The sequence below is a fragment of the Paractinoplanes atraurantiacus genome (assembly GCF_900215205.1).
Classification (GTDB): domain Bacteria; phylum Actinomycetota; class Actinomycetes; order Mycobacteriales; family Micromonosporaceae; genus Actinoplanes; species Actinoplanes atraurantiacus.
The window spans coordinates 114523-140247 of record NZ_OBDY01000006.1 but is presented as its reverse complement, the minus strand read 5'-3'; the positions used below and the strand labels follow the sequence as shown (position 1 = coordinate 140247).

28 protein-coding genes are annotated in these 25725 nt (G+C 69.2%); 16 read left to right on the top strand and 12 right to left on the bottom strand.

The features are described from left to right. Entirely contained in the window at positions 1-984 is a 984-nt protein-coding gene (locus CRP55_RS16545) for an AraC family transcriptional regulator (protein ID WP_245923040.1), read from the top strand. 9 nt (positions 985-993) lie between these two features. Here CRP55_RS16545 and glgC read toward each other — a convergent pair whose 3' ends face one another. Further along, positions 994-2226, bottom strand: coding sequence for a glucose-1-phosphate adenylyltransferase (glgC, locus tag CRP55_RS16540; RefSeq protein ID WP_097320955.1), 1233 nt, complete (start codon positions 2224-2226; stop codon positions 994-996). Between the two features lie 127 nt (positions 2227-2353). Between glgC and glgA the strand changes: the two genes are divergently transcribed. Continuing rightward, positions 2354-3544 carry a glycogen synthase gene (glgA, locus tag CRP55_RS16535; RefSeq protein ID WP_097320954.1) on the top strand — a complete coding sequence of 397 codons (1191 nt, stop codon included), beginning with the start codon at positions 2354-2356 and terminating at the stop codon, positions 3542-3544. On the opposite strand, the gene CRP55_RS16530 is transcribed toward glgA, so the two are convergent. Then, entirely contained in the window at positions 3519-4427 is a 909-nt protein-coding gene (locus CRP55_RS16530; protein WP_097320953.1) for an NAD(P)/FAD-dependent oxidoreductase, read from the bottom strand. The genes glgA and CRP55_RS16530 overlap by 26 nt on opposite strands. Between CRP55_RS16530 and CRP55_RS16525 the strand changes: the two genes are divergently transcribed. Continuing rightward, positions 4426-6030 (top strand): glycoside hydrolase family 10-like protein, encoded by a 1605-nt coding sequence (locus tag CRP55_RS16525; protein WP_097320952.1) that lies wholly within the window; start codon positions 4426-4428, stop codon positions 6028-6030. The two genes, CRP55_RS16530 and CRP55_RS16525, sit on opposite strands and share 2 nt — an antisense overlap. Here the strand turns inward: CRP55_RS16525 and CRP55_RS16520 are convergent. Continuing rightward, positions 5958-6866: an SDR family NAD(P)-dependent oxidoreductase gene (locus CRP55_RS16520; RefSeq protein ID WP_097320951.1), complete on the bottom strand. Its 909-nt coding sequence runs from the start codon at positions 6864-6866 to the stop codon at positions 5958-5960. The genes CRP55_RS16525 and CRP55_RS16520 overlap by 73 nt on opposite strands. 59 nt (positions 6867-6925) lie before the next feature. Between CRP55_RS16520 and CRP55_RS16515 the strand changes: the two genes are divergently transcribed. From CRP55_RS16515 to CRP55_RS16495, 5 genes are all read left to right on the top strand, one after another. Then, on the top strand, positions 6926-7885 hold the full coding sequence (locus CRP55_RS16515) for an AraC family transcriptional regulator (protein WP_097320950.1): 960 nt from the start codon (positions 6926-6928) through the stop codon (positions 7883-7885). 6 nt (positions 7886-7891) lie between these two features. Next, complete coding sequence (locus CRP55_RS52140) at positions 7892-8434, top strand: hypothetical protein (RefSeq protein ID WP_097320949.1); 543 nt, start codon at positions 7892-7894, stop codon at positions 8432-8434. A gap of 6 nt (positions 8435-8440) precedes the next feature. Further along, positions 8441-8743, top strand: coding sequence for an HAD domain-containing protein (locus CRP55_RS54600; protein ID WP_245923037.1), 303 nt, complete (start codon positions 8441-8443; stop codon positions 8741-8743). After that, positions 8740-8946 carry a hypothetical protein gene (locus CRP55_RS54595; protein WP_245923035.1) on the top strand — a complete coding sequence of 69 codons (207 nt, stop codon included), beginning with the start codon at positions 8740-8742 and terminating at the stop codon, positions 8944-8946. Before CRP55_RS54600 ends, CRP55_RS54595 begins: the two co-directional genes overlap by 4 nt. Positions 8947-9128: 182 nt before the next feature. After that, positions 9129-10088 (top strand): acetylxylan esterase, encoded by a 960-nt coding sequence (locus CRP55_RS16495; protein WP_097320948.1) that lies wholly within the window; start codon positions 9129-9131, stop codon positions 10086-10088. Here CRP55_RS16495 and CRP55_RS16490 read toward each other — a convergent pair. Further along, positions 10078-11238 carry a M48 family metalloprotease gene (locus tag CRP55_RS16490; protein WP_179855214.1) on the bottom strand — a complete coding sequence of 387 codons (1161 nt, stop codon included), beginning with the start codon at positions 11236-11238 and terminating at the stop codon, positions 10078-10080. The two genes, CRP55_RS16495 and CRP55_RS16490, sit on opposite strands and share 11 nt — an antisense overlap. A 118-nt stretch (positions 11239-11356) precedes the next feature. On the opposite strand from CRP55_RS16490, the gene CRP55_RS16485 reads away from it, so the two are divergent. Further along, positions 11357-11704 (top strand): hypothetical protein, encoded by a 348-nt coding sequence (locus tag CRP55_RS16485; protein WP_143234670.1) that lies wholly within the window; start codon positions 11357-11359, stop codon positions 11702-11704. 153 nt (positions 11705-11857) lie between these two features. Here the strand turns inward: CRP55_RS16485 and CRP55_RS16480 are convergent, their stop codons facing one another. Then, complete coding sequence (locus CRP55_RS16480; RefSeq protein ID WP_097320945.1) at positions 11858-12604, bottom strand: ATP-binding protein; 747 nt, start codon at positions 12602-12604, stop codon at positions 11858-11860. 124 nt (positions 12605-12728) lie between these two features. Here CRP55_RS16480 and CRP55_RS16475 point away from each other — a divergent pair, with 124 nt between their 5' ends. Together CRP55_RS16475 and CRP55_RS16470 are read left to right on the top strand one after the other, a co-directional pair. Next, the gene (locus CRP55_RS16475; protein ID WP_097320944.1) at positions 12729-13241 is read left to right on the top strand and encodes an O-acetyl-ADP-ribose deacetylase; all 513 of its coding nucleotides are present in this window, start codon (positions 12729-12731) and stop codon (positions 13239-13241) included. Between the two features lie 253 nt (positions 13242-13494). Then, complete coding sequence (locus CRP55_RS16470) at positions 13495-14160, top strand: histidine phosphatase family protein (protein WP_097320943.1); 666 nt, start codon at positions 13495-13497, stop codon at positions 14158-14160. Here CRP55_RS16470 and CRP55_RS16465 read toward each other — a convergent pair. Then, positions 14103-15098, bottom strand: coding sequence for a hypothetical protein (locus CRP55_RS16465; protein ID WP_143234668.1), 996 nt, complete (start codon positions 15096-15098; stop codon positions 14103-14105). The genes CRP55_RS16470 and CRP55_RS16465 overlap by 58 nt on opposite strands. Positions 15099-15468: 370 nt before the next feature. On the opposite strand from CRP55_RS16465, the gene CRP55_RS16460 reads away from it, so the two are divergent. Together CRP55_RS16460 and CRP55_RS16455 are read left to right on the top strand one after the other, a co-directional pair. Next, positions 15469-15921: a hypothetical protein gene (locus CRP55_RS16460; RefSeq protein ID WP_097320941.1), complete on the top strand. Its 453-nt coding sequence runs from the start codon at positions 15469-15471 to the stop codon at positions 15919-15921. A 790-nt stretch (positions 15922-16711) separates the two neighbouring features. After that, the gene (locus tag CRP55_RS16455) at positions 16712-17464 is read left to right on the top strand and encodes a hypothetical protein (RefSeq protein ID WP_143234666.1); all 753 of its coding nucleotides are present in this window, start codon (positions 16712-16714) and stop codon (positions 17462-17464) included. 77 nt (positions 17465-17541) lie between these two features. Here CRP55_RS16455 and CRP55_RS16450 read toward each other — a convergent pair whose 3' ends face one another. The 4 genes from CRP55_RS16450 to CRP55_RS16435 form a co-directional block, all read right to left on the bottom strand. Then, on the bottom strand, positions 17542-18390 hold the full coding sequence (locus tag CRP55_RS16450; protein ID WP_097320939.1) for a carbohydrate ABC transporter permease: 849 nt from the start codon (positions 18388-18390) through the stop codon (positions 17542-17544). After that, entirely contained in the window at positions 18387-19343 is a 957-nt protein-coding gene (locus tag CRP55_RS16445) for a carbohydrate ABC transporter permease (protein ID WP_097320938.1), read from the bottom strand. Before CRP55_RS16445 ends, CRP55_RS16450 begins: the two co-directional genes overlap by 4 nt. A gap of 2 nt (positions 19344-19345) precedes the next feature. Beyond that, positions 19346-20707, bottom strand: coding sequence for an ABC transporter substrate-binding protein (locus CRP55_RS16440; RefSeq protein ID WP_097320937.1), 1362 nt, complete (start codon positions 20705-20707; stop codon positions 19346-19348). Positions 20708-20843: 136 nt separating this feature from the next. Beyond that, the gene (locus CRP55_RS16435) at positions 20844-21056 is read right to left on the bottom strand and encodes an RNA-binding S4 domain-containing protein (RefSeq protein WP_097320936.1); all 213 of its coding nucleotides are present in this window, start codon (positions 21054-21056) and stop codon (positions 20844-20846) included. A gap of 81 nt (positions 21057-21137) precedes the next feature. On the opposite strand from CRP55_RS16435, the gene CRP55_RS16430 reads away from it, so the two are divergent. Next, positions 21138-21971, top strand: a complete 834-nt coding sequence (locus tag CRP55_RS16430) for a DUF1775 domain-containing protein (protein ID WP_097320935.1) — start codon at positions 21138-21140, stop codon at positions 21969-21971. Between the two features lie 141 nt (positions 21972-22112). Here CRP55_RS16430 and CRP55_RS16425 read toward each other — a convergent pair whose 3' ends face one another. Continuing rightward, positions 22113-23036, bottom strand: a complete 924-nt coding sequence (locus CRP55_RS16425; protein WP_245923034.1) for an exopolyphosphatase — start codon at positions 23034-23036, stop codon at positions 22113-22115. Between the two features lie 164 nt (positions 23037-23200). Here CRP55_RS16425 and zwf point away from each other — a divergent pair, with 164 nt between their 5' ends. Continuing rightward, complete coding sequence (gene zwf, locus CRP55_RS16420; RefSeq protein ID WP_097320933.1) at positions 23201-24694, top strand: glucose-6-phosphate dehydrogenase; 1494 nt, start codon at positions 23201-23203, stop codon at positions 24692-24694. An 85-nt stretch (positions 24695-24779) separates the two neighbouring features. Here the strand turns inward: zwf and CRP55_RS16415 are convergent, their stop codons facing one another. Beyond that, positions 24780-25295: a peroxiredoxin gene (locus tag CRP55_RS16415; RefSeq protein ID WP_097320932.1), complete on the bottom strand. Its 516-nt coding sequence runs from the start codon at positions 25293-25295 to the stop codon at positions 24780-24782. Positions 25296-25392: 97 nt separating this feature from the next. On the opposite strand from CRP55_RS16415, the gene CRP55_RS16410 reads away from it, so the two are divergent. Continuing rightward, a complete protein-coding gene (locus CRP55_RS16410) occupies positions 25393-25725 on the top strand; it encodes an STAS domain-containing protein (RefSeq protein ID WP_097320931.1) in 333 nt (110 codons plus the stop codon).

Here is a 25725-nt window from a genome sequence, read left to right as displayed (position 1 = left end):
ATGATGGGCATGGACAGGCCCGTGCACGTCTCGCTGTCGACCACCGACATGGACGAGGCGCGGTCGTTCTGCCGCAAGCTGTTCTACGGGCCGTTGCAGGTCAACCCGACCGGCGACGTCTCGGGGTTCGCGTTCAGCGGCGACGTGGTGATGCTCGGCCCGATCACGCTCGGCGAGATCAGCTACGGCTCCGACATCCACGTCACCATCGCCGATCTGGAGACGGCCTATCACGTGCTGGCCCCGGTGACCGGCACGCTGCGCTCACGCCACCGGGGCACGGTGGTGATGGCCGACCCGACGCGCGCCGCCGTCTACCGGCCGGTCGGCGACATCGACCTGGAGTGGCCGGGCAGCTGCCGGCTGCTGAGCGTCAAGGTGGAGCGGGCGGCGCTGGAGCGTGAGCTCGACGCGACACTCGACCAGCGGATCGTCTCGCCGCTGCTGCTGGGGGCGAGCTTCGACCTGATCGACGGCCCGGGGCGCACGTGGGCGTCGCTGGTGCGGCTGCTGCTGGCCGAGCTGCGGCACGCCGACGGCCTGGCCGCACAGCCGCGGATGGCCTCCCGCTGGCGTGACCTGCTGGTCAGCGGACTGGCGATGACGGTGGAGCATCCGTACGGCGAGGAGCCGGCCGGCATGCAGGGCCCGAACCGGCCGCGCACGGTCAAGCGGACGCTGGACGCGATGCACGCCGAGCCGTGGCGGCCGTACACGGCGAACGACCTGGCGGCGATCGCCGGCGTCGGGGTGCGCGTGCTCCAGGAGGCCTTCCGGCAGCATGTCGGCATGTCTCCGCTGACCTATCTGCGCCGGCTGCGGCTCGACGGGGTGCACGCCGAACTGTCGCGTTCGGACCCGTGGCAGGTGAGCGTGTCCGAGGTGGCCTACCGCTGGGGTTTCACCCACCTCGGACGGTTCGCCGGCGCCTACAAGTCCCGGTACGGGGTGCCGCCCTCGCAGACTCTGCGAGAGCGGCGCTGAGCCCCGGAGTTACAGTTCGACCTTCTGGCCCTTGCCGATGACGACCACGCCGTTGTCGGAGACCGTGTAGAGCTTGCGGTCGCGGTCGAGGTCGACGCCGATCTGGGCGCCCTCGGGGATCACCACGTTCTTGTCGATGATCGCGTTGCGGATGATCGAGCGGCGGCCGACCGACACGCCCTCCATCAGCACCGCGCCCTCGACGTGGGCCCACGAGTTGACCCGCACGTTGGGCGAGATCACCGACCGTTCCACGAGCGAGCCCGACACGACCACACCGGGCGAGATCATCGACTCGATGGCCCGGCCCTGACGGTCGTCGTAGCCGTGCACGAATTTCGCCGGCGGCCACGACCCGTAGTTGGTGAAGATCGGCCACTCGTGGTTGTACAGGTTGAAGATCGGCAGCGTGGCGATCAGGTCCATGTGGGCGTCGTAGAACGAGTCGAGCGTTCCCACGTCGCGCCAATAGCCGCGGTCGCGGTCGGTGCTGCCGGGCACCTCGTTCTCGCGGAAGTCGTAGACGTTGGCCTCGCCCCGCTCGACCAGCATGGGGATGATGTTGCCGCCCATGTCGTGCTTGCTGTCGGGATCCTTGGCGTCCTTGGTGACCGCCTCGCAGAGGGCCTTGGTGGTGAAGACGTAGTTGCCCATCGACGCGTAGATCTCGTCCGGCGCGTCGGGCAGCCCGTCGACCTGCTTCGGCTTCTCGCGGAAGGCGCGGATGCGCTTGCCGTCCTCGGCCACGTCGATCACGCCGAACTGGTCGGACAGCGACTTGGGCTGGCGGATGCCGGCCACCGTGACCGCGGCGCCCGAGGCGATGTGGTCCTGGACCATCTGCTTCGGGTCCATGCGGTAGATGTGGTCGGCGCCGAAGACGATGACGTAGTCGGGCGACTCGTCGTTGATCAGGTTGAGGCTCTGGTAGATGGCGTCGGCCGAGCCGGCGAACCAGCGCGGGCCGAGGCGCTGCTGGGCGGGCACGGGCGTGACGTAGTTGCCGAGCAGCGTCGACATGCGCCACGTCTTGGAGATGTGCCGGTCGAGCGAGTGCGACTTGTACTGCGTCAGCACCACGATTTTGAGATAGCCGCCGTTGGCGAGGTTCGACAGAACGAAGTCGATCATGCGGTAGATCCCGCCGAACGGGACACCGGGCTTTGCCCTGTCCGCCGTCAGGGGCATCAGGCGCTTGCCCTCACCACCGGCCAGAACGATTGCAAGGACCTTGACAGCCATGAAAGGACGCTAACTTTCCGCCAGCTCGAACGCCAGCCGAAGAGGGCAACTCGCCGTGATCGTCCCGGCGGGCGGCCAGGATACCTGATCTTGAGCAGCGATGGGGAGGGAGTACTAGGCTGCGGGGGTGCTTCGAGTCGATCTGATCACCCGCGAATATCCGCCGGAGGTGTACGGCGGCGCCGGCGTACATCTCGAATATCTGACCCGCGATCTGCGGTCCCTGGCCGACGTGCGGGTGCACTGTTTCGGCGCCCCGCGCACCGAGCCCGGCGTGACCGCCTATCCCGAGCCGGCCGAGCTGGCCGGGGCCAACGCGGCGCTGCGGACGATGGGGGTCGACCTCGAGATCGCCGCCGGCACCGAGGGCACCGACATCGTGCACAGCCACACCTGGTACGCCAACTTCGCCGGCCACACCAGCAAGCTGCTGCACGGGGTCCCGCATGTGGTCACCACGCACAGCCTCGAGCCGCTGCGCCCGTGGAAGGCCGAGCAGCTGGGCGGCGGCTACGCGCTGTCGTCGTTCTGCGAGCGGGTCGGCATCGAGAACGCCGACGCGATCATCGCGGTCTCCGGCGGCATGCGGCGCGACGTCCTCGCGGCCTATCCGTCGGTCGACCCGGCCAAGGTGCAGGTCGTCTACAACGGCATCGACACCGAGATCTACCAGCCCAACCGCGGCACCGATGTGATCGAGCGGCTCGGCATCGACCTGAGCCGGCCCAGCGTGGTCTTCGTCGGCCGCATCACCCGGCAGAAGGGCCTGCCCTACCTGCTGCGGGCCTGCCGCAGCCTGCCCGCCGAGACGCAGATCGTGCTGCTGGCCGGCGCGCCCGACACCAAGGAGATCGCGGCCGAGGTCGAGGGACTGGCCAACGAGCTGCGCGAGGTGCGCGACGCGAAAGGCGTCATCTGGGTCCAGGAGATGCTGCCCAAGCACGAGGTCGTCCAGGTCCTCACGCACGCCACGGTCTTCGTGTGCCCGTCCATCTACGAGCCGATGGGCATCGTCAACCTCGAGGCGATGGCCTGCGAGACGGCGGTGGTGGCGACCGCGACCGGCGGCATCCCCGAGGTGGTCAGCGACGGCGAGACCGGCATCCTGGTGCCGATCGAGCAGGTCGACGACGGCACCGGCACGCCGATCGACCCGGAGCAGTTCGTGGCCGACCTGGCGACCGCGATGACTCAGCTGATCGAGGACCCGCAGCGGGCCGCGCAGATGGGCCTGGCCGGGCGGCGGCGCGCGATCGAGCACTTCAGCTGGTCGCACATCGCGGAGGAGACTCTCAAGGTCTACCGGTCAGTTCTTTGACGATGTCGCGCGCGACCGCCCGGCCACTGAGCCAGGCGGTCTGCACGCGGGGCCGTCCGAAGGCGTCGCCGCAGAGATAGACGTTGCCGCGGCGGGCGAAGCCGTCCCGCCCGGTCCGCGGCTGAGCCAGGGGCCAGCGGAACAGCTCGACGGTGGGCTCGTCGGTGATCCCGAGCAGCTCGCCGGCCGCCCGGGCGAGCGCCGCCTCACCCCCGTACTCAAATTCCTTGAAGTAATTCGCCGTCGAATGCGCGACGAGCACGGGTGCGCGATCGCCGCGACGGTCGCCGTCGTCGCAGAGCGTGGCCAGCACGGGATGGTCGTTCACGAAGGCGCCGGCGAAATCGGGCCAGGACCTTCGTGGGTACGTCAGGACGGCCGTCAACACCGGCGACCAGGACTGTTCCCGGGCCTCGGGCAGATCGGCCAGCCGCAGCGCCGCCGGCCCCGGCATCGCCAGCACCACGGCGTCGGCCTCCGGCAACTCGGTCACCTCGGCCCCGAGCGTGACGTCGAGCCCGTCGGCCAGGTCCTGGGCCAGGCTGCGCAGACCCCGCGGCGCCGACCAGCGCATCGGCGCCGAACCGTGCTGGCCGCGGAACGTGTCCGTCCACGGATGAACGAGCCCGGCGATCCGCCACGACTGGAGCCGGCCTTGGAAGGACGGGTCGTCGGCGGTGACGTAGGCGGCACCGACGTCGACCGGCCGGCCCGCCCGGGTGACACTCGCCAGGCGACCGCCGACCACGTTGGCACGTTCGAGCACGCGCGTGGGCACACCCGCTGCGACCAGCTCACGAGCACACGCCAGCCCGGCGATGCCGGCACCCACCACCACGACCGTCACACCCCGGAACTCTACGTGCGGCACACTGGTCACCATGCTCCACGTCCGCCGCCCACCCGTACGACTGACCTTGACCCTCGCCGCGGTCCTGTTCGCGACCGCTGTGCTAGGCCTCGGGCTGCTGCGAGCGGCGACGTATTCGGCGCCCGCCGCGTACTCGGCGCCGGTGCCGTCGGCACCGTTCACGGCCACCGATTCCTGCGGCGCCTATCCGACGAAGGCCACCCGCGAGCTGCGCGGCATGTGGCTGACCACGGTCACCAACATCGACTTCCCGAGCCGGCGCGGCCTGAGTGAGGCGCAGGTCAAGGCCGAGTATCAGCGGTGGCTCGACTTGGCCGTGGCCCAGCGGCACAACGCGATCTTCGTGCACGTGCGGCCGTCGGGCGACGCCTTCTGGCCCTCGGCCTACGCGCCGTGGTCGGAGTGGCTCACCGGCAGGCGGGACGGCAAGTCGCCCGGGTGGGACCCGATGGCGTACATGGTCGACGAGGCCCACAAGCGCAACCTGGAGTTCCACGCCTGGTTCAACCCTTACCGCGGCACCCAGCCCGGCCCGGTCGGCCCCGGCGCCGATTTCCGCAAGCTCGCCCCGAACCATCCGCTGATCCAGCACAGCCAGTGGGCGATCGCCTTCCCCAAGGGCAAGACCGCGCGGCTCTACTTCGACCCGGGCATCCCCGGGGCCCGCAAGTTCGTCGAGGACTCGATGCTCGAGGCGGTCCGGAAGTACGACGTGGACGGCGTGCACTTCGACGACTTCTTCTACCCCTATCCGGTCGCCGGCCAGGACTTTCCCGACGGCGCCAGCTACGCCAAGTACGGCGCCGGTAAGCCGAAGGCCGACTGGCGGCGCGACAACGTCAACACGCTGGTCCGCGAGATGAACACGCGGATCAAGGAGCTGAAGCCCTGGGTCAAGTTCGGGATCAGCCCGTTCGGCATCTGGCGCAACAAGACGACCGACCCCACGGGATCGGACTCCAAGGGCCTGGAGGCGTACGACGCCATCTACGCCGACACCCGCAAGTGGGTCCAGCAGGGGTGGCTCGACTACATCGTGCCGCAGCTCTACTGGACCATCGGCTTCGACAAGGCCGACTACGCCAAGCTGCTGCCCTGGTGGGCGGCGCTGGTCAAGGACACCAAGGTCCAGCTCTGGATCGGGCAGGCCGACTACCGGGTCGGCGAGGAGGGCGACTGGAGCGACCCGTCCCAGCTCGACCGGCAGCTCGCCATGAACGACGAGTACGGCGTGCAGGGCCAGGTGCACTTCAGCGCCAAGCAGATCCAGGCCGACCGGCTGGGTGCGGTGACCCGCTACCGGGACAAGCACTACGCGGCGCCCGCCCTCGTACCGGTGATGAAGCAGTTGCCGGCTTCACCGCCGCCGGCGCCGGCGCTGACCGGTGCGACCCGGGCCGGCGGAAAGGTGCGCTTCGAGGCGACCGGCACGGGAACGAGCTGGGCCCTCTACCGCGTGAACGGCCAGACGGCCGACCTGGTGGCCACCGGCCGCGGCGGCACCGAGGTCGTCGACCCGGCGCCGCCGGCCGGCCCGGCCACCTACTGCCTGGCCGGGCTGGACAGGTCGGGCAACGAGGGCGGGGTGAGCGCGCCGATCGCCGTCGCGGCGTAGTCCCACAGCCGGTCGGCCGCGGCCGGGTCGACCGACCACTCGGCCACCCCGAACATGGGCTCGGGGCCGCCGGGCACGACGTCGGCGATCCGGTTGTCCTCGTCGAGGTAGACGCCGGAGACGCCCTCGAACAGCGGGGAGGCGGCGAGCAGGACCTCGCCGGCCGCGCCCTGCTCGGGGGTCTTGTAGCCCTCGGCGTGGATCAGGTTGCCGTCCTCGTCCATGGCGCCCATGGCCCGCATCGTGGCCGCGTCCATGTGGCGCTGGAGGTTGGTGTGGATGCGGCCCGGCGCCATCGCGTTGGCGGTGATGCCGCGGCGGCTCAGGGCCACGGCCAGCAGCACCTCGGCCGCCTTGGACTGGCTGTAGGCCACCCAGGGGTCGTACGGGCGGCGCTCGAAGTGCGGGTCGTCGAAGTCCACGCCGGCCCGCAGCTGGGCGCCGGAGCTGACCAGGACGATCCGGGCGTCCTCGGCGAGGTGCTCCCGCAGGCCGGTGATCAGCGCGAAGTGGCCGAGGAAGTTGGTCGCCAGCTGGAGTTCCCAGCCGTTTTTGGTGGTCTTTCTCTCCGGGACGGCCATGATGCCGGCATTGGCGATCACCGCATCGATCGGCTTTGTCCACTTCTTCGCGAAATCTAGTACGTTTTCTCCGTCGCTCAGGTCGAGTTCCCGGCGGGCCGGGGTGATGACCTCCGCGCCCGCGTCGCGCAGCGCCGTGGCCGCGGCCCGGCCGAGGCCGGAGCCGCCGCCGGTGATCAGGATGCGCTTGCCGGTCAGGTCGACGCCGGCCAGCACCTCGGCGGCCGTGCTGGTAGCGGTGATCTTCGTTGTCATGACACGAGTGTGGCGCGATCGCACTGGACTCTGAATGGTTAGGGGTCCAGGATAGTTGCGTGAGCGTCCAATCCGCTGATCCGTTGCAGGACGTCCTGGCCCTCGTCGGCACGACCAGCCGGCTGTCGGTGGGCTTCGCCGCCGGCGGCGACTGGGCGGTCGCCTTCGAGCCGCCTCCGGCGGTCAAGTTCAATGCCGTACGCCGGGGAAGCTGCCTCCTGCTCGTCGACGGCGTCACCTATCCCCTGGCCACGGGCGACTGCTTCCTGCTGACCCGTCCCCAGGCTTTCACCCTGGCCAGCTCGCTCGACGTGCCACCGGTCCCAGCCGCCCCCATCTTCGCCGCCGCCACCGACGGCATAGCCCGAGCCGGCACCGCCGCCCGCGCCACCACCCCCAGCGCCACCACCTCCGATGCCGACGTGTTCGTTCTCGGTGGCCGATTCGGGTTCGGTGAGCGGGCCGAGGAACTGCTTCTCGACGCCCTGCCGGCCGTGGTTCACGTACCGGGATCGTCCCCCGCCGCCGCGACCGTGCGCTGGGCCCTCGACCAGATCGACGCCGAGCTGCGCGACCACCCACCGGCGGCCGGCCTGGTCACCGACCACCTGGCCCAGGTGATGCTCATTCACCTGCTGCGCCTGCACCTGGCGGCCCACCCGCCGGACGGCTGGCTCTCCGGCCTGTCCGATCCGGTGGTCGCCCCCGCCCTGCGGGCCATGCACGCCCGCCCGGCCCACCCGTGGACGGTCGCCGAACTGGCGTCGGTCGCCGCCGTCTCCCGCTCCACATTGGCCGCCCGCTTCAAGCAGATCGTCGGCCAGGGTCCGCTCGACTACCTCACCCGCTGGCGCATCGAGCTCGCCTCGGCCCGGCTGCGCCGCTCCGACGGCACGGTCGCCGCCATCGCCCACCACGTTGGCTACGCCTCCGAGAGCGCCCTGAGCACCGCGTTCAAACGAGTGACAGGCGTGTCCCCCCGCGACTACCGAAGCGATCATGCCGCTCCGGGTAGATGATGAGGCATGAGCAGCGACTCCCAGTCCCGCCGCGACGCCCAGTTCGAGCGCCTCGCACAGATCGCCGACGACATGGCCGCGACGGCTGAGACCAGCGCGAACGTCCACGACCAGCTGGCCGGGAGCATGCCCTCGGCGGCCGAGCACGCCGCCCGCGACCGCCTCTTCGCCGCCGCCGAGCGCCGGGCCGCCGAGACGTTCCGCGCGCACGAGCTGCTGCCGGACGACATCCGGGAGGCCGTCCGCGCGGTCCGCCCGGCCCAGCCCGTCACCGATCCGGACCAACGCCAGGTCGACCTCGACGCCCGCATCGAGGACTTCCACCGGCGCGAACACCAGCTCCGCGAACGCGAGGACTTCCTCGAACGACGCGAGGACTACCGCACCGACCGCCACGACGCCCGCGACCGCGCCGCCGACGACCGCGACCGCACCGCCGACGCCCGCGACCGCACCGCCGACGCCCGCGACCGCACCGCCGACGCCCGCGACCGCGCCGCCGACCAGCGAGAGATCGACTTCGAGACGGAGCAGCCCCGCCTAGAGTGACCCCTGATGCTTCTCTTCCTCGACGTGGACGGCCCGCTGCTCCCCTTCACCCACCGCGAGACTTCCCCACCCGGCCCCGCACACCCGCCGCGCCCCTTCGCCCCTCCCGAGACCTCCGCGCGGGGCCATGCGCATCCGCTGCTGCACCGCCTCGACCCGGCCGACGGTCCCCGCCTGCTCGCCCTCGGCTGCGACCTGATCTGGACCACCACCTGGATGTCCGACGCGAACGACCTGATCGCCCCGCGCCTGGGCCTGCCCGCGCTGCCGGTCCTGGCCCTCCCCGCCGAGACCACTCCCCACCCGTGAGCGGCCTGCACTGGAAGACCCCGCACATCACCGCCCAGGCCGCCGGCCGCCCGTTCATCTGGCTGGACGACGAGATCACCGAAACCGACCGTTGGTGGACCGAGGCCGCCCACCCGGCCCCGGCCCTGCTCCACCGCGTCGACCCACGAACCGGCCTGACCGCGGCCGACTTCGCCACCGTGAACAGCTGGCTCGCCCGCTGAACCTCCATCTGCATCGTGAGGTGGGCGCGTCCACCGGGCTCACCCCGGCCGCGGCGGCGACGGCACCGTGGCTCGGCATCGACGACGTCGCCTGGGCGCCCTGAGTTTCGGGATCAATTGCCGGCGGAGCCCGGCCGAGGTCGCGGACCGGTGGCCGGAGTCATGGACGTAACGTTCCCAGCGTGATCACTGACCTCTCTCCCGAGCAACTGGCCACCTATCGGAGCTCGGTCACCGCACCGCCCGACTTCGGCGCCTTCTGGGATTCGACTCTCTCCGAGCAGGGCGAGATTGACGTACGCGTGCGCGAGCGGCCGACGAATCTGAGGACCATCACGACGTACGACGTGACGTTCCGTGGTTTCGGCGGCCAGGACGTGCACGCGTGGCTGCGCGTGCCGGCCGCGATCGAAGGGCCGCTGCCGGCCGTCGTGCAGTACGTCGGGTACGGCGGTGGGCGCGGGCACGAGCTGGAGAACCTGTTCTGGGCCTCGGCCGGCTTCGCCCACCTTCAGATGGACACGCGCGGGCAGGGCTCGGGGTGGAGCCTCGGCGTGACGCCGGACGAGGCGCCGTCTCAGCCGCAGGTGCCGGGCGTGCTGACCCGCGGCATCCTCGACCCGGCCACCTATTACTACCGGCGCCTGTTCACCGACGCGGTCCGGGCCGTCGACGCCGCGCGATCCCTGCCGATGGTCGACAACGAGCGGATCAACGTCGTCGGCGGCAGCCAGGGCGGCGGCATGTCCCTCGCGGTGGCCGGTCTCCGCCGGGACCTGGCCGGGGTGGTGGCCTTCGTACCGTTCCTCTGCGACTTCCCGCGCGCCGTGCGCGTCACCGATGCCTTTCCGTACCGGGAGATCATCAACTACCTGGCCGTGCACCGCGGTGAGGAGGAGCAGGTGTTCCAGACGCTCGCCTACTTCGACGGCGTCAACTTCGCGGCCCGGGCGACCGCGCCGGCACTCTTCTCGGTGGCCCTGCGCGACGCGATCTGCCCGTCCTCCACTGTGTACGGCGCGTTCCACAACTACGCCGGCCCCAAGGAGATGAAGGTGTGGGAGTACAACGGCCATGAGGGCGGCGGCATCCTCGACGAGGAGAACGCCCTGCGGTTCCTGGGGCCGGCCGTCACTGCGTGAGGGCCAGGCGCACCCTCTTGACGTGCGGGGCCAGCTCGGCGTCGATGCGGGCCGACTCGGCCTCGGTGAGCACGACGGCGGCCGGCAGCTGCGGCCGCTGCTCCACCATGGCGGCCCGCATGCCGGCGGGCGGGTGCGACGCGAACAGCGAGGCCTCGGCGCGACGGGACAGCAGCCGCCTCGCGGGCAGATCAGGCGCCTGGTTGGCGCGGGCCACACGGGCCGCCGCCAGCCAGGCGTCCGGCCCGTTGCCCGCGCGGGCCTCCCGGCGCACCACCGTGTCGATCGGCTCGTGCAGCAGCATGGAGTCGGCCAGGGTGGCCGCCGCCGCCGAGCCACCGGCCCGGGCGCCGAACTCGTCGGCGAGATATTCGGCCCGCTGCCGGTCACGCAAGCTCGTCCACTCGATCAACAGTTGCAGCGCCATCGAGGTGCGCGACACGACCGCGTTGATCACGTTGATGATCACGGAGGTCACCATCGCGATCAGGTCGTCGCACTCGTTGCGCGTGCTGAACAGGGCCGCCACCTTGGCCAGGGTCGTCCGGGCCATCTGGGTCAGCAGCCCGCGCCGCACGTCGCCGTTGACGAAGTGGCCCATCTCGTGGCCCAGCAACGCCACCCGCTCCTGCGGCTCGAGCGTCGCCCACAGCGGCAGCCCGAGGCACAGCGCGCGTTCCCGTTTGAGACCCACAATCGTGGTGTACGCGTTGAAGCCGTACCCCAGCAGCAAAATGCTCGGCGCCGGCGCGCCCACCGCCGTCGCCACCCGCTCGACCAGGGCGACCAGGGCCGGCGTTCGGGCCGGGTCGAGCACGATCACGTCGCCGGGAAGGCCGGGCAGGCGGGGCCGCAGCACGAAGGCGACGGCGAGCAGCACCAGCCCCAGCACCGTGCTGACGCTGAAGAAGTCGTAGAGGACGAGCCAGACGCCGAGTGCGGCCAGCGCCAGCACCGCCGCCAGCAGGACGACCGACACGGCCATCGTGGCCAGCCGGGCCGGGCTCGCGCCCCGGCGTACGAGAGGCCCCTCAGCCAAGCTTTTGAATTGGCTCTCGGTGAGGCGCACGGCCACCCGGTGCAGCCGCCGGTCCAGCCATTTCCCTCCGAAGACGACAGGCGTCCCGGCATCGACATCCACAAGTGTCACGGCGGATGATCATGCACGACGACGTTCTCCGGCGCAACCCCGTTTACGTGTGTGGGAAAGCACTCTCTGTTCATCCGGAATCTTCCGGTTCGGCGCCGGCGGGTCGTAACGTGGCGCGGTGACATCTGTGAAGCAGGAGCGGGTCGACAAGGTCGTCCGACGGGTCAGCGGCGCCGAGCGCACCTTCGCGGCACGGCATCCCGCTTTCAGCGACCCCATCCGGGCCTCGCTGGGCAAGCTGCGCGACAGCCTCGAGCGCGCCCACGACAAGAGCGACCTGGCCACCGAGCGCGAGTGGTCCACATACATGGCCTCCCTCGACCAGGGCCTGGCCGAGCTCGACGTCGAGGTGAGCCGGGCCGCCGAGGGCCGGGCCGCCCGCAGCGTCGAAGACGTCCTGGCCCACCACACCTCAGCCCTCGAAGAGGCCGGCTGGCGCCTGCAGTTCTCCCTCACCAAAAGCTGAATGTGGGCCTACGGCCGGCAGATCCTCTATCGGTACGGCCGCGCCGGTGAGGCCCGCTTCGGCCCGGCGAACTCTCCGCCGGCCGGCGGCGCGCTTGCCCGGGCCGCTGAGCAGTATTCGGAACTCGCCCGCCTGAAGGCACCTCCGCCCGGGTCAGTCCTGTTCGCGGAGCAGGGCCCAGACGACCTTGCCCTCGTGGGTGGGCAGGGCGCCCCAGCCCTGCGACGCCACGCGGATGATGTGCAGGCCCCGGCCGCCGTTGGGTTCGGGCATGTTGTGGTCGCGGTCGTAGACGGCCAGGTGCAGGTACGTGGTGCGGCGGGAGATCGGGCGGCGGACCTGGCCGCGGTGGGAGATGACGACGTCGATCTCGGTACGGGCATGGCGTACGGCGTTGCTGACCAGTTCCGTCGCGACCAGGCGGGCCCGGGGCAGCAGCATCGGCATGCCCCACTCCTCGCAGGCGGCGGTGACCAGCTGGCGGGCGCTCGCCGAAGAGGACGGGCGGGGCTGGAGCTGAAGGCGTACCTGGGAAGTCATGGTCCGATGGCTGGTGATGGCGGTGCGGGCCGAACGGATCGAGGCGAAGCGCGGCATCCGGGCCAGGCCCGAGGTCAGGTTGGGCGCGGCCATGCAGGTCACGACGGGCACGGGTGGCTCCATGCGCTCGCCCTGGGCGGCGGCGGTCAGCCACAACGAGGTGCTGCCGGCCCGCGGATCCTCGAAGGCGGACAGGTCGAGGACCAGACCGGCCGGGTGGCCGGCCAGGCACTTGTTCAGCATCCGGTACGACTCGAGCCAGACCTGCCGGTTCCAGCGCCCGCGCACGCTCAGCTCGATGATGCCGGTGTCGTGGTCCACGACCGCCGTGACGGCCCCGTCGTCCTCGTGTCGACCCACGGACCGGGCATATCACGGCCGCGCAACAGCCGCCAATCCCCTCCGCGACCATTCCGTCACCAGTCGTGACACTGACAGTGCAAATTGCATGGCATCTTCCGGTCTCGATCGCTATAAATCACCCATGCACATCGAACTGGCCACCGGCGACATCACCGCGGCGTCCACCGACGCCATCGTCAACGCGGCCAACTCCTCGCTGCTCGGCGGCGGCGGGGTCGACGGCGCGATCCACCGCAAGGGCGGACCGGCCATCCTCGAGGAGTGCCGGGCCCTGCGCGCCTCCCACTACGGCCGCGGCCTCGCGGCGGGTCAGGCGGTCGCCACCACCGCCGGCCGCCTGCCCTCCCGCTGGGTCATTCACACCGTCGGACCGGTTTACAGTACGGATGAGGACCGCTCCCCCGTGCTGCGCGCCTGCTACACCAACGCGCTGGCCGTCGCGGCCGAGCTGGGCGCCCGCTCGGTGTCGTTCCCGCTGATCTCGTCCGGCATCTACCGCTGGCCCAAGGAGGACGCGGTCGCCCAGGCCCTGACCGCCATCGAGTCCTCCACCGCCGACGTCGACACGGTCCAGCTCGTCCTGTTCGACGACGAGACCCGGCGGCTCGCGGAGAGGGTTCATGGACTTCGCTGAGGCGTACGACAAGCTGAACGCAAACGACCACGACTGTCGCTTCCACGCGGCGCAGTCGGCTGACATCGCGGTCATGTCCGGTCATGTGGCGCAGGTTTTCCTGGACGACGAAGCGTGGGCGCGCGCTCCGCGATCTGCGGCGAGCCCTCGTACACCCGGGAACTCCGGCCTTTGAATCTCGCAACCCGCGGGCCAAGGGCTGGGATCCGCTCACTGCGGATTCGGGCGAGATCATTCTGGTCGGGAGGACCTGGTGCGGAACGTCTATGTCGTGACACATCCGGAAGCTACGCATCACCTGGAGAAGGTGGTCGGTGGGTGGCATGACTCGCGGCTCACGGCGGACGGCCTGTCGGCCGCGTCGGTCATCGCTCAGACGCTGCGCGGGGCCATCCCTGAGGACGTGCAGGTCGCTTTGTCCTCTTCGGATCTGCGGCGGACCCGGGAGACTGCGGACGCTATCGGGCGGGTGTTCGGGGTCGAGGCGCGGCTCGATCGTGGGTTGCGGGAGAAGTCGTACGGCGTGGCCGAAGGACGACCGCAAGAATGGCTTCGCCGTCACTTCGTGCCGCCGCCCGCGGTGGGTGACCGGATGAACCACGACGAGGGGATCGAAGGGGCCGAGACCAGGACGGCGTTCGCCACGCGCGTCTACGCGGCGGTGGACGAATTGCTGCGGCAGCCGGCGGAGCACCACATCGTCGTGACGCACGGGTTCGCGTTCACCTTCGTCGTGGCGGCCTGGATCAAGATGCCGATCGAGTCGCTGGGCTACGTGAACATGCACGTCCCGCCGGGCAGCATCACGACGCTGCGCGAGGACGGCTACTTCCACAACCGGCAGGTGGTCACCCTCGGGTTTCAGCCCAGCATTCGCCGTACGCCGTCCAGCACCACCTCCGGGCCCGAGCTTCGATAGATCGCCTCCATGACCGCTTCGCAGGCGTCGCCGAGACCGCCCGGGGCGACGTTGAACAGCACCTCGGCCGCCAGGTTCTGCGCGGCGTCGAGGTTGTGCTCCTCGATCGGCATGGGCGGCAGCGTCTCCCTGATCTCCCATTCCGCGAGCGGCGATCCGTCCCGCAGGGCGGCGAGCGCGGGCCCGGCCCACGGCTGCCCCATGAGCTGCGCGTCGTCGAGGACCCGCTCGACCGCCCACGCGGTCACGGCCCGCCGTCCCCGGTCGCCGGCCTCGGCCAGCGCCTCGACGATCGCCGGGTCGAGCCGCCACAGCGACGCCGCGTACCAGCCGGCCTCGCGCAGGCGCGGATCGTCCGGGACGTCCCCCTCCCAGATCTCGTCGAGCTCCTCCTCGGCCTCGCCCGCCTCCCGCTCGGCCCGGCGCCGCCGCAGATCCGCCACCCGCCCGGCCAGCTCATCGCGGGTCAGGGTGGGTTCGGGTCCTTCTCGATGCCAGTACGCGGCGTAATCGCTGCCTTGCCGCACGATGCGGTCCACGCCGGTCGCCGGCCAGAACTGCAACAGATAGCGATCTTCTCCCCGCATGTCGGCGGCGCAGTAGCGCGCCCGGTAGACGCCCGGCGGCAGATCGACCGGCCCCACCGACGAGTCGAACCCGCCGAGCGCCAGATCCTCGGCCGTCGTCGTGTACAGAACTTCCACGACATCCCGCCATTCATCACCGAGCGCCGGTTCTGCCGCGTACAACTCGACCCGGACGTGCACCTCACCCGTGTGCAGCTCGGTGTGCAGGTGAAGCACCCCTGGAACCGCCGCCCCGCACAGCCCGTTCACTTGCCCACGCGCGGCATCCTCCGGCCCCGCCTCGTTCGCACCCAGGGTCAGAAACCCGTAGTGCACGTGAACAGGCGCATCCAGCAGTACCTCGACCAGCATGCCTAGATCATGCCGACCCGAGCCCGCCAGGATGATCATCTTTCAGCGGTTCGCCACAGCACACCCGCGCCGGACCGGACTGCTGCGCGCGATAACGGTGAGTGACCGCACGCTACTCCGGCACGCTCATGCCGGCGAGAAAGCATTCGATCAGGCAGGCGCGGAGCGTTTAAGAATTCACTGTTCGCCCGTCGAGGGATTCTTCGCCGGGATTTCGACTGGTGCCATTCGCGGTAGTGGAGTAGGCTGGCTTCAGTCGGCAGTGAAATTGCCTCGCTCGCGAGCCAGGTGTCGACGAAGAATTGTGTGATCCGGTCCGCCCATAACGCCGCATGCCGCGCTCGGATAGTGCCGGAACGTTCGATGCCGAATGGCGAGACCGCCGCCTACGTCCGAGATCCACGGCGGGGCGCGAAAATTTACACAGTCCGGCGGACCCGGTCCACGCGGTGATCTCTGCCGGCGCCGCCACTTCGGCCTGCGCTTCCGCCTCGGACTGCGCTTCCGCCGTCTGCGCCGCCACTTCGGCCTGCGCTTCCGCCTCGGACTGCGCTTCCGCCGTCTGCGCCGCCACTTCGGCCTGCGCTTCCGCCGTCTGCGCCACCCCCTCGGTCTGCGCTACCGGTTGCGCCTGAGCGGTCGGCTCGGCCTGAGCAGTCGGCTCAGCCTCAGCAGCCGGCTCAGCCTGAACGGTCGGCTCGGCCTGAGCAGTCGGCTCAGCCTCAGCAGCCGGCCCAGCCTGAACGGTCGGCTCAGCCTGAACGGTCGGCTCAGCTCGCACTATGGCCTGGGCCTCGGCCGTCGGCTCCTGCACTACCGCTAGCGTCCGGGCCTGGGCCGACGCGACCAGTTCGGCTCGTGCTGACGCTTCGGTCACGGCCGGCTCGGCCGCGCGCTCAACAGGCGCAGCCAACGGCACGCCGTCCAGGCCGTCAGCGGCTCCCGCCTGGTCAACGGGGCCGGCCGGACCCGGGCGCCGCACCCACTCGACATCGTCATCCCAGACCAACGGCGGTATCCGCTCCATCGGATCATGCAAGCCCAGCTCCCCGCACCGTCGCGAACAGCCATGTAACCGGCACAACTTCGTCGCGTGCCGCCGCGCAAGACCCCACCGCCGCCGGTCCGCGTGACCGCGACGGAACTCCACCATCTCCGGTGAATGACTCGGCACTCCAGACCAATCCCGCCAAGCCGCTATGTCCGACCTCGAAAAGAACCCCAGCTGCGCCATGAACCATTATCCCGCACCCCGAAGATCGAGAACAATAAAACGATCACACCAGTCGCGAAAGAATACGACCGACCTCGGCACGGCGGGCGATGCAACACATTTTCCGGCCAGCGAGACGCACATTCTCATGGCACCTTCTGTGTCAATAGGCGGTGAGAAAGGTGGCCTTCGAAGGGTGACTTTTCCGAAGTGTCGGCCTTGGGGTTCGGACGACGTCGGGAGCCTGCGTTTGAGGGCGCGCAAGGCGAGTTTGCGTCGGTAGTAGCGGGCGGCTGACGTCGCCGGAAGGGCCGATGCCGTGAAGTTTCTCCAGCGTGCTGCCGGTGGAAGCGACCAGTTCGGGTTGTGCCGACGTCGCGAGGGCGGACGGTGTTGAACATTGCCCGAGCGGCAGGTGATGCCGCCGGGACACGATCTCGATGCGGGCCCGGCCGAGCTGATCGCGGCGGTCGACCAGCAGCCGCAACGCCATGGTCGTGTCGTGGAGGACGGCCTGCCGCCGGACGGCTGTACCGGCGCATACCCTTGCCGGGTGAGCTACGGAACGTACGCCCGCAAGGTGGCGGATGGGTCGTTGCCCTACGGACAACGGATCAACGCTTTGGGCGGCTGCGTCCAGCTCTACCGGCCGCTGGGCTATCTTGCGACGTTCAGCTATCTGAGCCAGAGCGCAGGTTCCTTCCGTCGCGACGAGGCCGCGTTACTTCGAGCGCTGGGCATGTTGACGGCGAGCCGGGAACTGTGGCTGGTGGAAGTCGACGCGTATGCCGCCCGTCGGAGGGAGGCCAAACGGCTCGGGCGACGCACTCCACGATCGTCCGACACCAACCCGATTTTCCCGGCCTGCTGGTACGGCGATTCGCGCCGGGCTGCGATCTTCACCTTGGGCTATCTGCTGAGGAAGGCGGAGCGGATCAGCCACGTAGATGCCGATGTCGTCCGCCTCGCATCCTCTGTCGTGGGGGCGTCGGGGCACGGCAATCGCGTACCGCTTGAACAGCTGAGCGTCCTTCGGAAACGCCTCGAGCAACTCCGTGAGGCATCCGGCTGGCCTGACGTCGACTGGCCGAACTGGCACAAGGCGAACCGGTCTCTTTGGGTCCTACGTCAAATCTCCAACGCGACGACATAGCGACGAACCGAGCGCCGGGTGGCCGGTCCGCGGAGCGGGCCGGCCACCTTTATTGAGGGGGCGGAGAGGAAAGTCTCTTACTTCACCGAGCCCAGGGAGAGGCCCTGGACGAGCTTGTCCTGGGCGGCGAAGCCGGCCACCAGGACCGGCAGGGAGACGACGAAAGCGGCGGCGCACAACTGGGCCAGGAACAGGCCCTGGCTTGTGACGAAAGCTGTCAGGAAGACCGGGGCCGTCTCGGCGACCGTGGCTGTGAGGACGCGGGCGAACAAGAGCTCGTTCCAGCTGAAGATGAAGCAGATCAGGGCCGTGGCGGCGATGCCGGGGGTGACCACGGGGGCGATCACCGAGCGCAGCGTCTTGATGAGGTTGGCGCCGTCCATCTGGGCCGCCTCCAGCATCTCCACCGGGACCTCGGAGAGGAACGAGCGCATCATCCACACCGCGATCGGCAGGTTCATCGAGGTGTAGAAGATGATCAGCAGCCAGATGTTGTCCAGCAGGCCCGCGTTCTGGGCGAACAGGTACAGCGGCAGCAGGCCGGCCACGACCGGCAGCATCTTGGTCGACAGGAAGAAGAAGAGAACGTCGCTCCACTTCTGGACCGGCTTGATGGACAGGGCGTACGCGGCCGGAATGGCCAGCACGAGCACCAGCGCCGTGGAGAGGACGCTCGCGGTCAGGGAGTTCAGGAGCGGCGGCCACGGGGAGGCGCCGCCGGAGAAGAACTCGCGGTAGCCCTCGAGGGTGAGCGGGGCGAAGACCGACGGCGGGTTGGTGGCGGCGTTGGCCTCGGAATGGAACGAGGTCAGCACCATCCAGACGACCGGGAGGACGAAGAGGAGGCCCACCACCCAGGCCAGCAGGGAGAGCCACGCCCCTCCGCGCTCCTTCTTCTTGACCACAGGTGCAGCAACAGCTGTCATCGGCCCGCCTCCTGCTTGAAGAGCGACGACACCGTGCGCAGGGCGAACGTCGCGATGATGATGGTGCCGATGACGACGATGACCGCGGCGGCGGAGGCGCGGCCGTAGTCGTGGGCCTGATAGAAGATCTGATAGATGGTGTACGGCAGGTTGGCCGTGCCCAGGCCGCCCGACGTGATGGTGAAGACGGCGTCGAAGTTCTGGACGATGTAGATCGAGCCCAACAGCGCGCCCAGCTCCAGATATTGCCGCAGGTGGGGCAGCGTCATGCTGTAGAAGATCTGCCAGTTGTTGGCGCCGTCGATGCGGGCCGCCTCGATCACGTCCAGCGGCCGGCCCTGCAAGCCGGCCAGCAGGATCAGCATCATGAACGGGGTCCACTGCCAGACCAGCGAGAAGATGACCGCCCACAGCGGCATGTTGCTGATCCAGTCGGGCTGCGGCGGGTTGTCCGAGCCGAACAGGCCCCAGATCCAGGTCAGGGCGCCGTTGAACAGGCCGTACTCGGGGTTGTAGAGCGCGTGCTTCCAGATCAGCGCCGCCGCCACCGGCACGACCAGGAACGGGGCGATCATCATCGTGCGGACGGCGCCCCGGCCCCGGAACTTGCGGTCGAGGAGCAGGGCGATTCCCAGACCGAGGACCAGGCTGATGAGGACGACTCCGACGGTCAGCAGAATGGTCGTCCAGACCGCGTCGCGCATGTTGACGTCGGTGAAGACGCGCACGAAATTGTCGAAGCCGGCGAAGCCCACCTCGTCGGGGTAGTAGGCGTTCCAGTTCATGAACGAGATGACCAGGGTGGCCACGAACGGCAGCTGGGTGACCACGATCATGAAGATCAGGGCGGGCATCAGCGGGGCGCGGCGGGCCCAGGCCGACGTGCGCCGGGCGGCGCCGGACGGGGGTGGGCCCTCGGTGCCGACGCGGGACTTCTCGGCGACGGAAGTCATGGCTATCCCTCCCGTGACTGGTAGCGCTCGGAGACGTCCTCGGCCAGCCGCTGGCCGCGTTTCAGCGCGTCGTCGACGCTCATCTGGCCGGCGATGGCCGAGCTCACGTACTGCGACACCTGTGTGCCCAGATCCGTGAACTCGGGGATGTCGATGAACTGGATGCCGATCGCCGGGCGCGGCTGCACGCCGGGGTTGCGCGGGTCGGCGCTCTCGATCGCCGACTTCGTCGGCTCGGCGAAGGCCGAGGCCACCTTAAGGTAGTCCTGGTTCTCATATGTGGACGCGCGCTTGCCCGCCGGAACGCTGGACCACCCGACCTGCTGGCCGACGAGCTCCTCGTACTGCTTGCTGGAGGCCCAGGAGATGAACTTCCAGGCGTTGTCCTTCTTCTCGCTGGCCTGCTGGATGCTCCACGACCAGGCGTAGAGCCAGCCGGACGACTTGGTCTTCTCGACCGGCGCCGCCACATAGCCGATCTTGCCTTTGACCGGTGAGTCGTCGGCCTCGAGCGAGCCGGCGGCGCTCGTCGCGTCGTACCACATGGCGACGTTGCCCTGGACCAGGTTGTTCAGGCACTCGGTGAAGCCGGCCTGCGGGGCGCCGTTCTCGCCGTGAGCCCGGACCAGGTCGACGTAGAACTTGGTGGCCTCGGTGAACTCGGGCGCGTCGACCTTGGCCGTCCAGTCCTTCTCGAACCAGGTGCCGCCGAACGTGTTGACGACCGTGGTGAGCGGGGCGAAGATCTGGCCCCAGCCGGGCTGGCCGCGCAGGCAGATGCCGCGCATGCCGGGCTGCTTGCCGTCGACCCGGGCGGCGATGTCGGCCACCTGCCGCCAGGTCGGGTTGGCCGGCATCTCGATGTTGTTGGCCTCGAGCACGTCCTTGCGGAACATCAGGAACGACGACTCGCCGTAGAAGGGCTCGCCGTAGAGCTTGCCGTCGTCGGCGGTCAGCGAGGTCGTCATCGGCTTGAGGATGTCCGCCTGGTTGAAGGCGGTGTCCGCGGCCACGTAGTCATCGAGCGGGGCGATCCACTTCGACTTCGCGTAGATGGGGATCTCGAAGTTGCTGAGCGAGGCCACGTCGTACTGCCCGGCCTGGCTGGAGAACTCCTGGCTGATCTTGTCGCGGACGTCGTTCTCGGGAAGCACCGTGAAGTTGACGTTGATGCCGGTCTGCTTGGTGAAGTTGTCGGCGGTCAGCCGCTGCAGATCGATCATCTGCGGGTTGTTCACCATCAGGACGTTGATGCTGTTCGGGCCTTCGCCGCCCGGCCCGCCGCCCCAGCCCGCGCACCCGGTCAGGGCGAGCAGGAAAGCGGCGGACGCGGCGAGCAGAGCGCGCGGGTGCCTGCCAAACATAGGGCCTCCTCAGCGAGGCCCGGCGCCCTGTGACGCCGGTTACACCGGCCCTCAGTAGATGCCTGAGATCGACACGATGTCAACCTTTCGTCACGTTCCGTTGGATAAACGGGCATCAACGGATGGGCCGAACGTCCTAACTGGAGGACACGCGCGCCTCACGCCCGAAAACCTCGACGACGTCGCCCGGGTGCAGCTGGCGGCCCCGGCGCGTGTCCACCTCGCCGTTCACCGTCACGTCGCCGGAGGCGATGAGGACCTTGCCCTCTCCCCCGGTGTCGATGAGGTCCGCGAGCTTGAGGAACTGTCCGAGTCTAATCATGTCGCCGTCGATGGGTACGTCACGCATACGTTCATCATCCCCAACCCCGTTCCGAAAACTTTGCCGGACTCGTTGAACCTTTCCGGCGTGTGATCCGAACTACCCCTCGTGAGGCCCTTTCTCCTGACACACCGCCACCTGGCCCGCCGCGCGGGCGTCCCCACCGCCGCCGCGTTGTTCGGCGTACTCATCGCGGCACCCGCCCTGGCCGACGTGTCGGTCTCCCCGAGCACCGCGCCCCAGGGCGAGGGCGAGAACCTGACCTTCCACGTCACCAACACCGGCGATCAGCCGATCCACACGATCAAGCTGCAACTGCCGGACGACACCCCGGTGGCCGAGGTCTACCCGCTCTCGGTCGACAACTGGGGCCCGAAGATCGAGATGCGCGACCTCGCGACGCCGTTGCCGACCATCCACGGCGACACCAAGGCCACCGAGACCGCCGCCTCGATCACCTGGATCGCGATGCCCGGCAAGGACCTCGCTCCCGGCCAGGGCACCGATGTGCGGGTGGCCATCGGGCCGCTGCCGACCCTGTCGTCGATGCGGTTCACGGTCGTGACCACGTACGGAAATGGGAAACCCGGACCCTCGATGCCGCCGGCCGACCTGACGCTGACGCCGGGCACCGGAGGTGCCCCGGCCGGGCACAACGCCCACGGCGGCGGTACGACCACGACCGGCACCACGGACGACGCCGAGGCGCAGCTCTTCGCGCAGACCGTGGCCGACGCCGAGCGCGGCCCGTCCATCTGGTCGATCGGCGGCTGGGTCGTGGCCGGCCTCGTGCTGCTCGGCGGCGCGGTCGTGATGTTCCGCGGCCGGCACCGGGCCGAGCAGGACGACGACGAGCCCGACGAGCCGGAGATGGAAGAGGCGAAAGAGGAGGAGAAGGAGCCGGTCACGGCCGGCTCCAGCAAGTGGGCCTTCAAAGGCTGACAAGAGACTCCCGCGATGGTGGACGCGGGAAACCGTCGTGATGACGCGCGTGGGGCGCGGCGCACGACCGGCGAGTGGGACCGTTGGGCACGGTTCGCGACTCGCGGACGAGGGGTGGGGTCGCTGACCCCACCCCTCGAGTCACACTGAAACGGTTCGGGGACTCCGCAGAGCGTCGATGATCTCCCGCTGGACCCGGTCGGAGTCCTCGTGCGGCACCTGGCAGGTGCCGGCGGCCACGTGCCCGCCCCCGCCGTAGCGGAGCATGACCTCGCCCACGTCGACCGGCGAGGTGCGGTCGAGGATTGACTTTCCGCAGGCGAAGACGGTGTTGAGCTTCTGCCGGCCCCAGATGATGTGCATCGAGACCCGCGACTCCGGGAACAGCGCGTACACCATGAACCGGTTCCCGGCGTGGATCACCTCCTCCTCGCGCAGGTCGACCACGACCACGTCGCCCTCGAGGTGACTGACCCGTTTCAGCTGCTCGACGAACAGGTCGTACTGGGCCTGGAACAGCTCGGCCCGCTCGGCCACGTCGGGCAGCGCGAGGATCTCGTTGACGTCCTGGTGCTCGATGCAGGCGTCGATCAGCTGCATCATCAGCTGGTAGTTGGAGATCCGGAACTCCCGGAAGCGCCCCAGCCCCGTACGGCTGTCCATCAGGAAGTTCAGCAGCGTCCAGCCCTCGGGGTGCAGAATGTCGTCGAGCTCGTAATGGGCCGAGTCGGCCTGGTCGACCGCCTTCATGAGGTCGTCGGAGACCTTGGGGAAGCGCTCGGCCGCCCCGAAGTGCTCGTAGATGACCCGGGCGGCCGACGGCGCGTCGGCGTCGATCACGTGATTCGCCAGGTTGCCCTCGTTGCGCAGGGTCTCGGAGTGGTGGTGGTCGAACACCATGTGCGCGCCCGGGGCGTACGGCAAATTGGTCAAAATGTCGTTGGCGGTGACCTCGACCTCGCCGTCCTGGACGTCCTTGGGATGTACGAACTTGATCTCGTCGATCATGTCGAGGTGGCGCAGCAGGACCGCGCAGACCAAGCCGTCGAAATCGCTTCGGGTCACGAGCCGGTACTTCACGGGATCCCCCTCGGTGGATGCTTCACCCTATTTTGCCACTTTTGTCGCTGTATCCCGCGTCGCATCGAGGGATGGATCTGAACCGCGACGGGTCAACTCTGCGTAGGGTTCTCCCGGAAGGTCCCGACGGTCGAAGGACACGCAGAATCATGGACAACGTCCCTCAGCTCATCCAGGAGCGCAGCGCTCCGCCCGCCACGCTGGTGATCTTCGGAGCGTCGGGCGACCTGACCCGGCGCAAGCTGCTCCCGGCCGTGGAGAGCCTCGCGCGGCACAACCGCCTTCCCGGCGAGTTCGCCCTGGTCGGCGTGGCCCGCACGCCGATGGAGGACGAGCAGTTCGCCGCCAGCTCGCTCGACGGGCGCACGCTCAGCGACAAGGCGCAGCTCTCCGGCGGCATCCGGTACGTGTCGGGCGGCTACGACGACCCCGAGACGTACAAGCGGCTGGCCGAGACCCTCGACGAGCTCGACGCCACCCGCGGCACGGCCGGTAACCGGCTGTTCTACCTCTCGACCCCGGCCGAGGCGTTCAAGCCGGTGATCAACGGGCTGGCCGGGGCCGGGCTCAACCACGCGCCGGAGGGCTCCTTCTCCCGGCTGGTCATCGAGAAGCCGTACGGCCGCGACCTGCCGACCGCCCGCGAGCTCGACGGCGTCGTGCACAGCGCCTTCGACGAGCACCAGGTCTTCCGCATCGACCACTACTTGGGCAAGGACACGGTCCAGAACGTTCTGGCCCTGCGCTTCGCCAACTCCATCTTCCAGCCCATCTGGGACCGCTCGTGGGTCGACCACGTGCAGATCACGGTGGCCGAGACGCTCGGCGTCGGCACCCGCGGCGGCTTCTACGAGCACGCCGGCGCCATGCGCGACATCGTGCAGAACCACGTGCTCCAGGTGCTCGCGCTGGCCCTGATGGAGCCGCCGGCGTCGTTCGAGGCCGAGGGCCTGCGCAACGAGAAGGCGAAACTCCTCCAGGCGATCCGGCTGCCCACCAACCGCGACATCGCCGACCTGGCGGTCCGCGGCCAGTACACGCGGGGCGGCACCCGCGAGGAGCTGATGGCCGGCTATCGCGAGGAGACCGGCGTCGACCCGCTGTCGCGCACGGAGACGTACGCGGCCATGCGGCTCAACGTCGACAACTGGCGCTGGGCCGGCGTCCCGTTCTACGTGCGCACCGGCAAGCGGCTCCCGGCCCGCGTGACCGAGGTGGCCCTGCAGTTCCAGCGCCCGCCGCACCTGCCGATCCCGGCCAACCAGCTCACCGACCTCGAGGCCGACGCGCTGATCCTGCGCATCCAGCCCAACGAGGGCATCTCGCTGCGCTTCGGGGCCAAGGTGCCGGGCCACTCGTTCCGGGTCCGCACGGCCAGCATGGACTTCTCGTACGAGCAGACCTTCGCCGAGGAGTCGCCCGAGGCCTACGAGCGGCTGCTGCTCGACGCTCTGGTCGGCGACTCCACGCTGTTCATCCGCGCCGACGAGGTCGAGCAGTCGTGGCGGGTCGTCGACCCGATCATCGAGCACTGGGCCAACGACCACTCGCCGATCCCCACCTACGAGGCCGCCTCGTGGGGCCCGGCCGACGCCGACCGCCTGATCGGCCGGTCGGGCCGGGCCTGGAAGAACAGCATTTAACAAACAAAACTAACAAATAATAACTTTAGACGCAGAGAACCACGCACCGAACTTCGCCCGTCGATGTCGAGGGCGCCGAAAATGGCTAGGCGGAGCCGAGGCCATTTTCGGTGTCCTCGGCATCGACCTTCCGGGGCGAAGTTCCCGCCGAGCGGAGCGAGGCCAAAGCCAGCAGAGCGTGGTCGTTCATGTTTGTCTCGGAGTGGATGACCTCGAGGATCGTGCGGTCCGTGTCGATCACAAAGGTCATCCGCTTCGTGCTGAGCGGGCCGAGCGGGAGCTTGCGCTTGACACCCAGCTTCGCGGCGACGCTGTTGGCCGGATCGCTGAGCAACGGGTAGTCGAAGTCGTGCTTGTCGGAAAAGGCCTTCTGTTTGGTGACTTCGTCGCGGCTGATGCCGACGCGCTGCGCTCCGGCGGCGCGGAACTCGGCCGCCAGATCGCGGAAGTTGCAGGCCTCGGCGGTGCAGCCGGAGCTGAGAGCGGCGGGGTAGAAGAAAAGGACCACCGGGCCGTCGGCGAGCAGAGCGCTCAGCCGGCGGGGCACGCCGTCCTGGTCGGGCAGCTCGAAGTCGTCGACGACATCACCCTTGTTTGCCATGGCAACAAGCTACTGCCCGGTAGTCGATTCGGCCATTGCGGCCCGCCTCCCCTAGGCTGAGACTTCCATCGAAGCCCCACCGAAAGCGACACCCCCCATGCAGGTCTCGGTCGCGCACCACCCCCCGAACACGGCCGTTGTCGTCCTGCGCGGTTCCCTCGACATCGACACCGCGCCCGCTCTCAAGGCGAACCTCAACCGGCTCGTCGAACGGCCCTCGCCCCGGGTCGTGGTCGACGTGGCCGGCCTCGACTTCTGCGACTCCATGGGCGTCGGCGTGCTGGTCACCGCGCATGCCCGCGCCTCCGAGCGGGACGGCTGGGTGCGCCTGGCCGCGCCGAGCGGTTTCCTGCGGCGCCTGTTCGACACCCTGGGCCTGACTGACTATCTGGCTTTGTACCCCGACGTGGAGGCCGCCCTCAAGGAATAG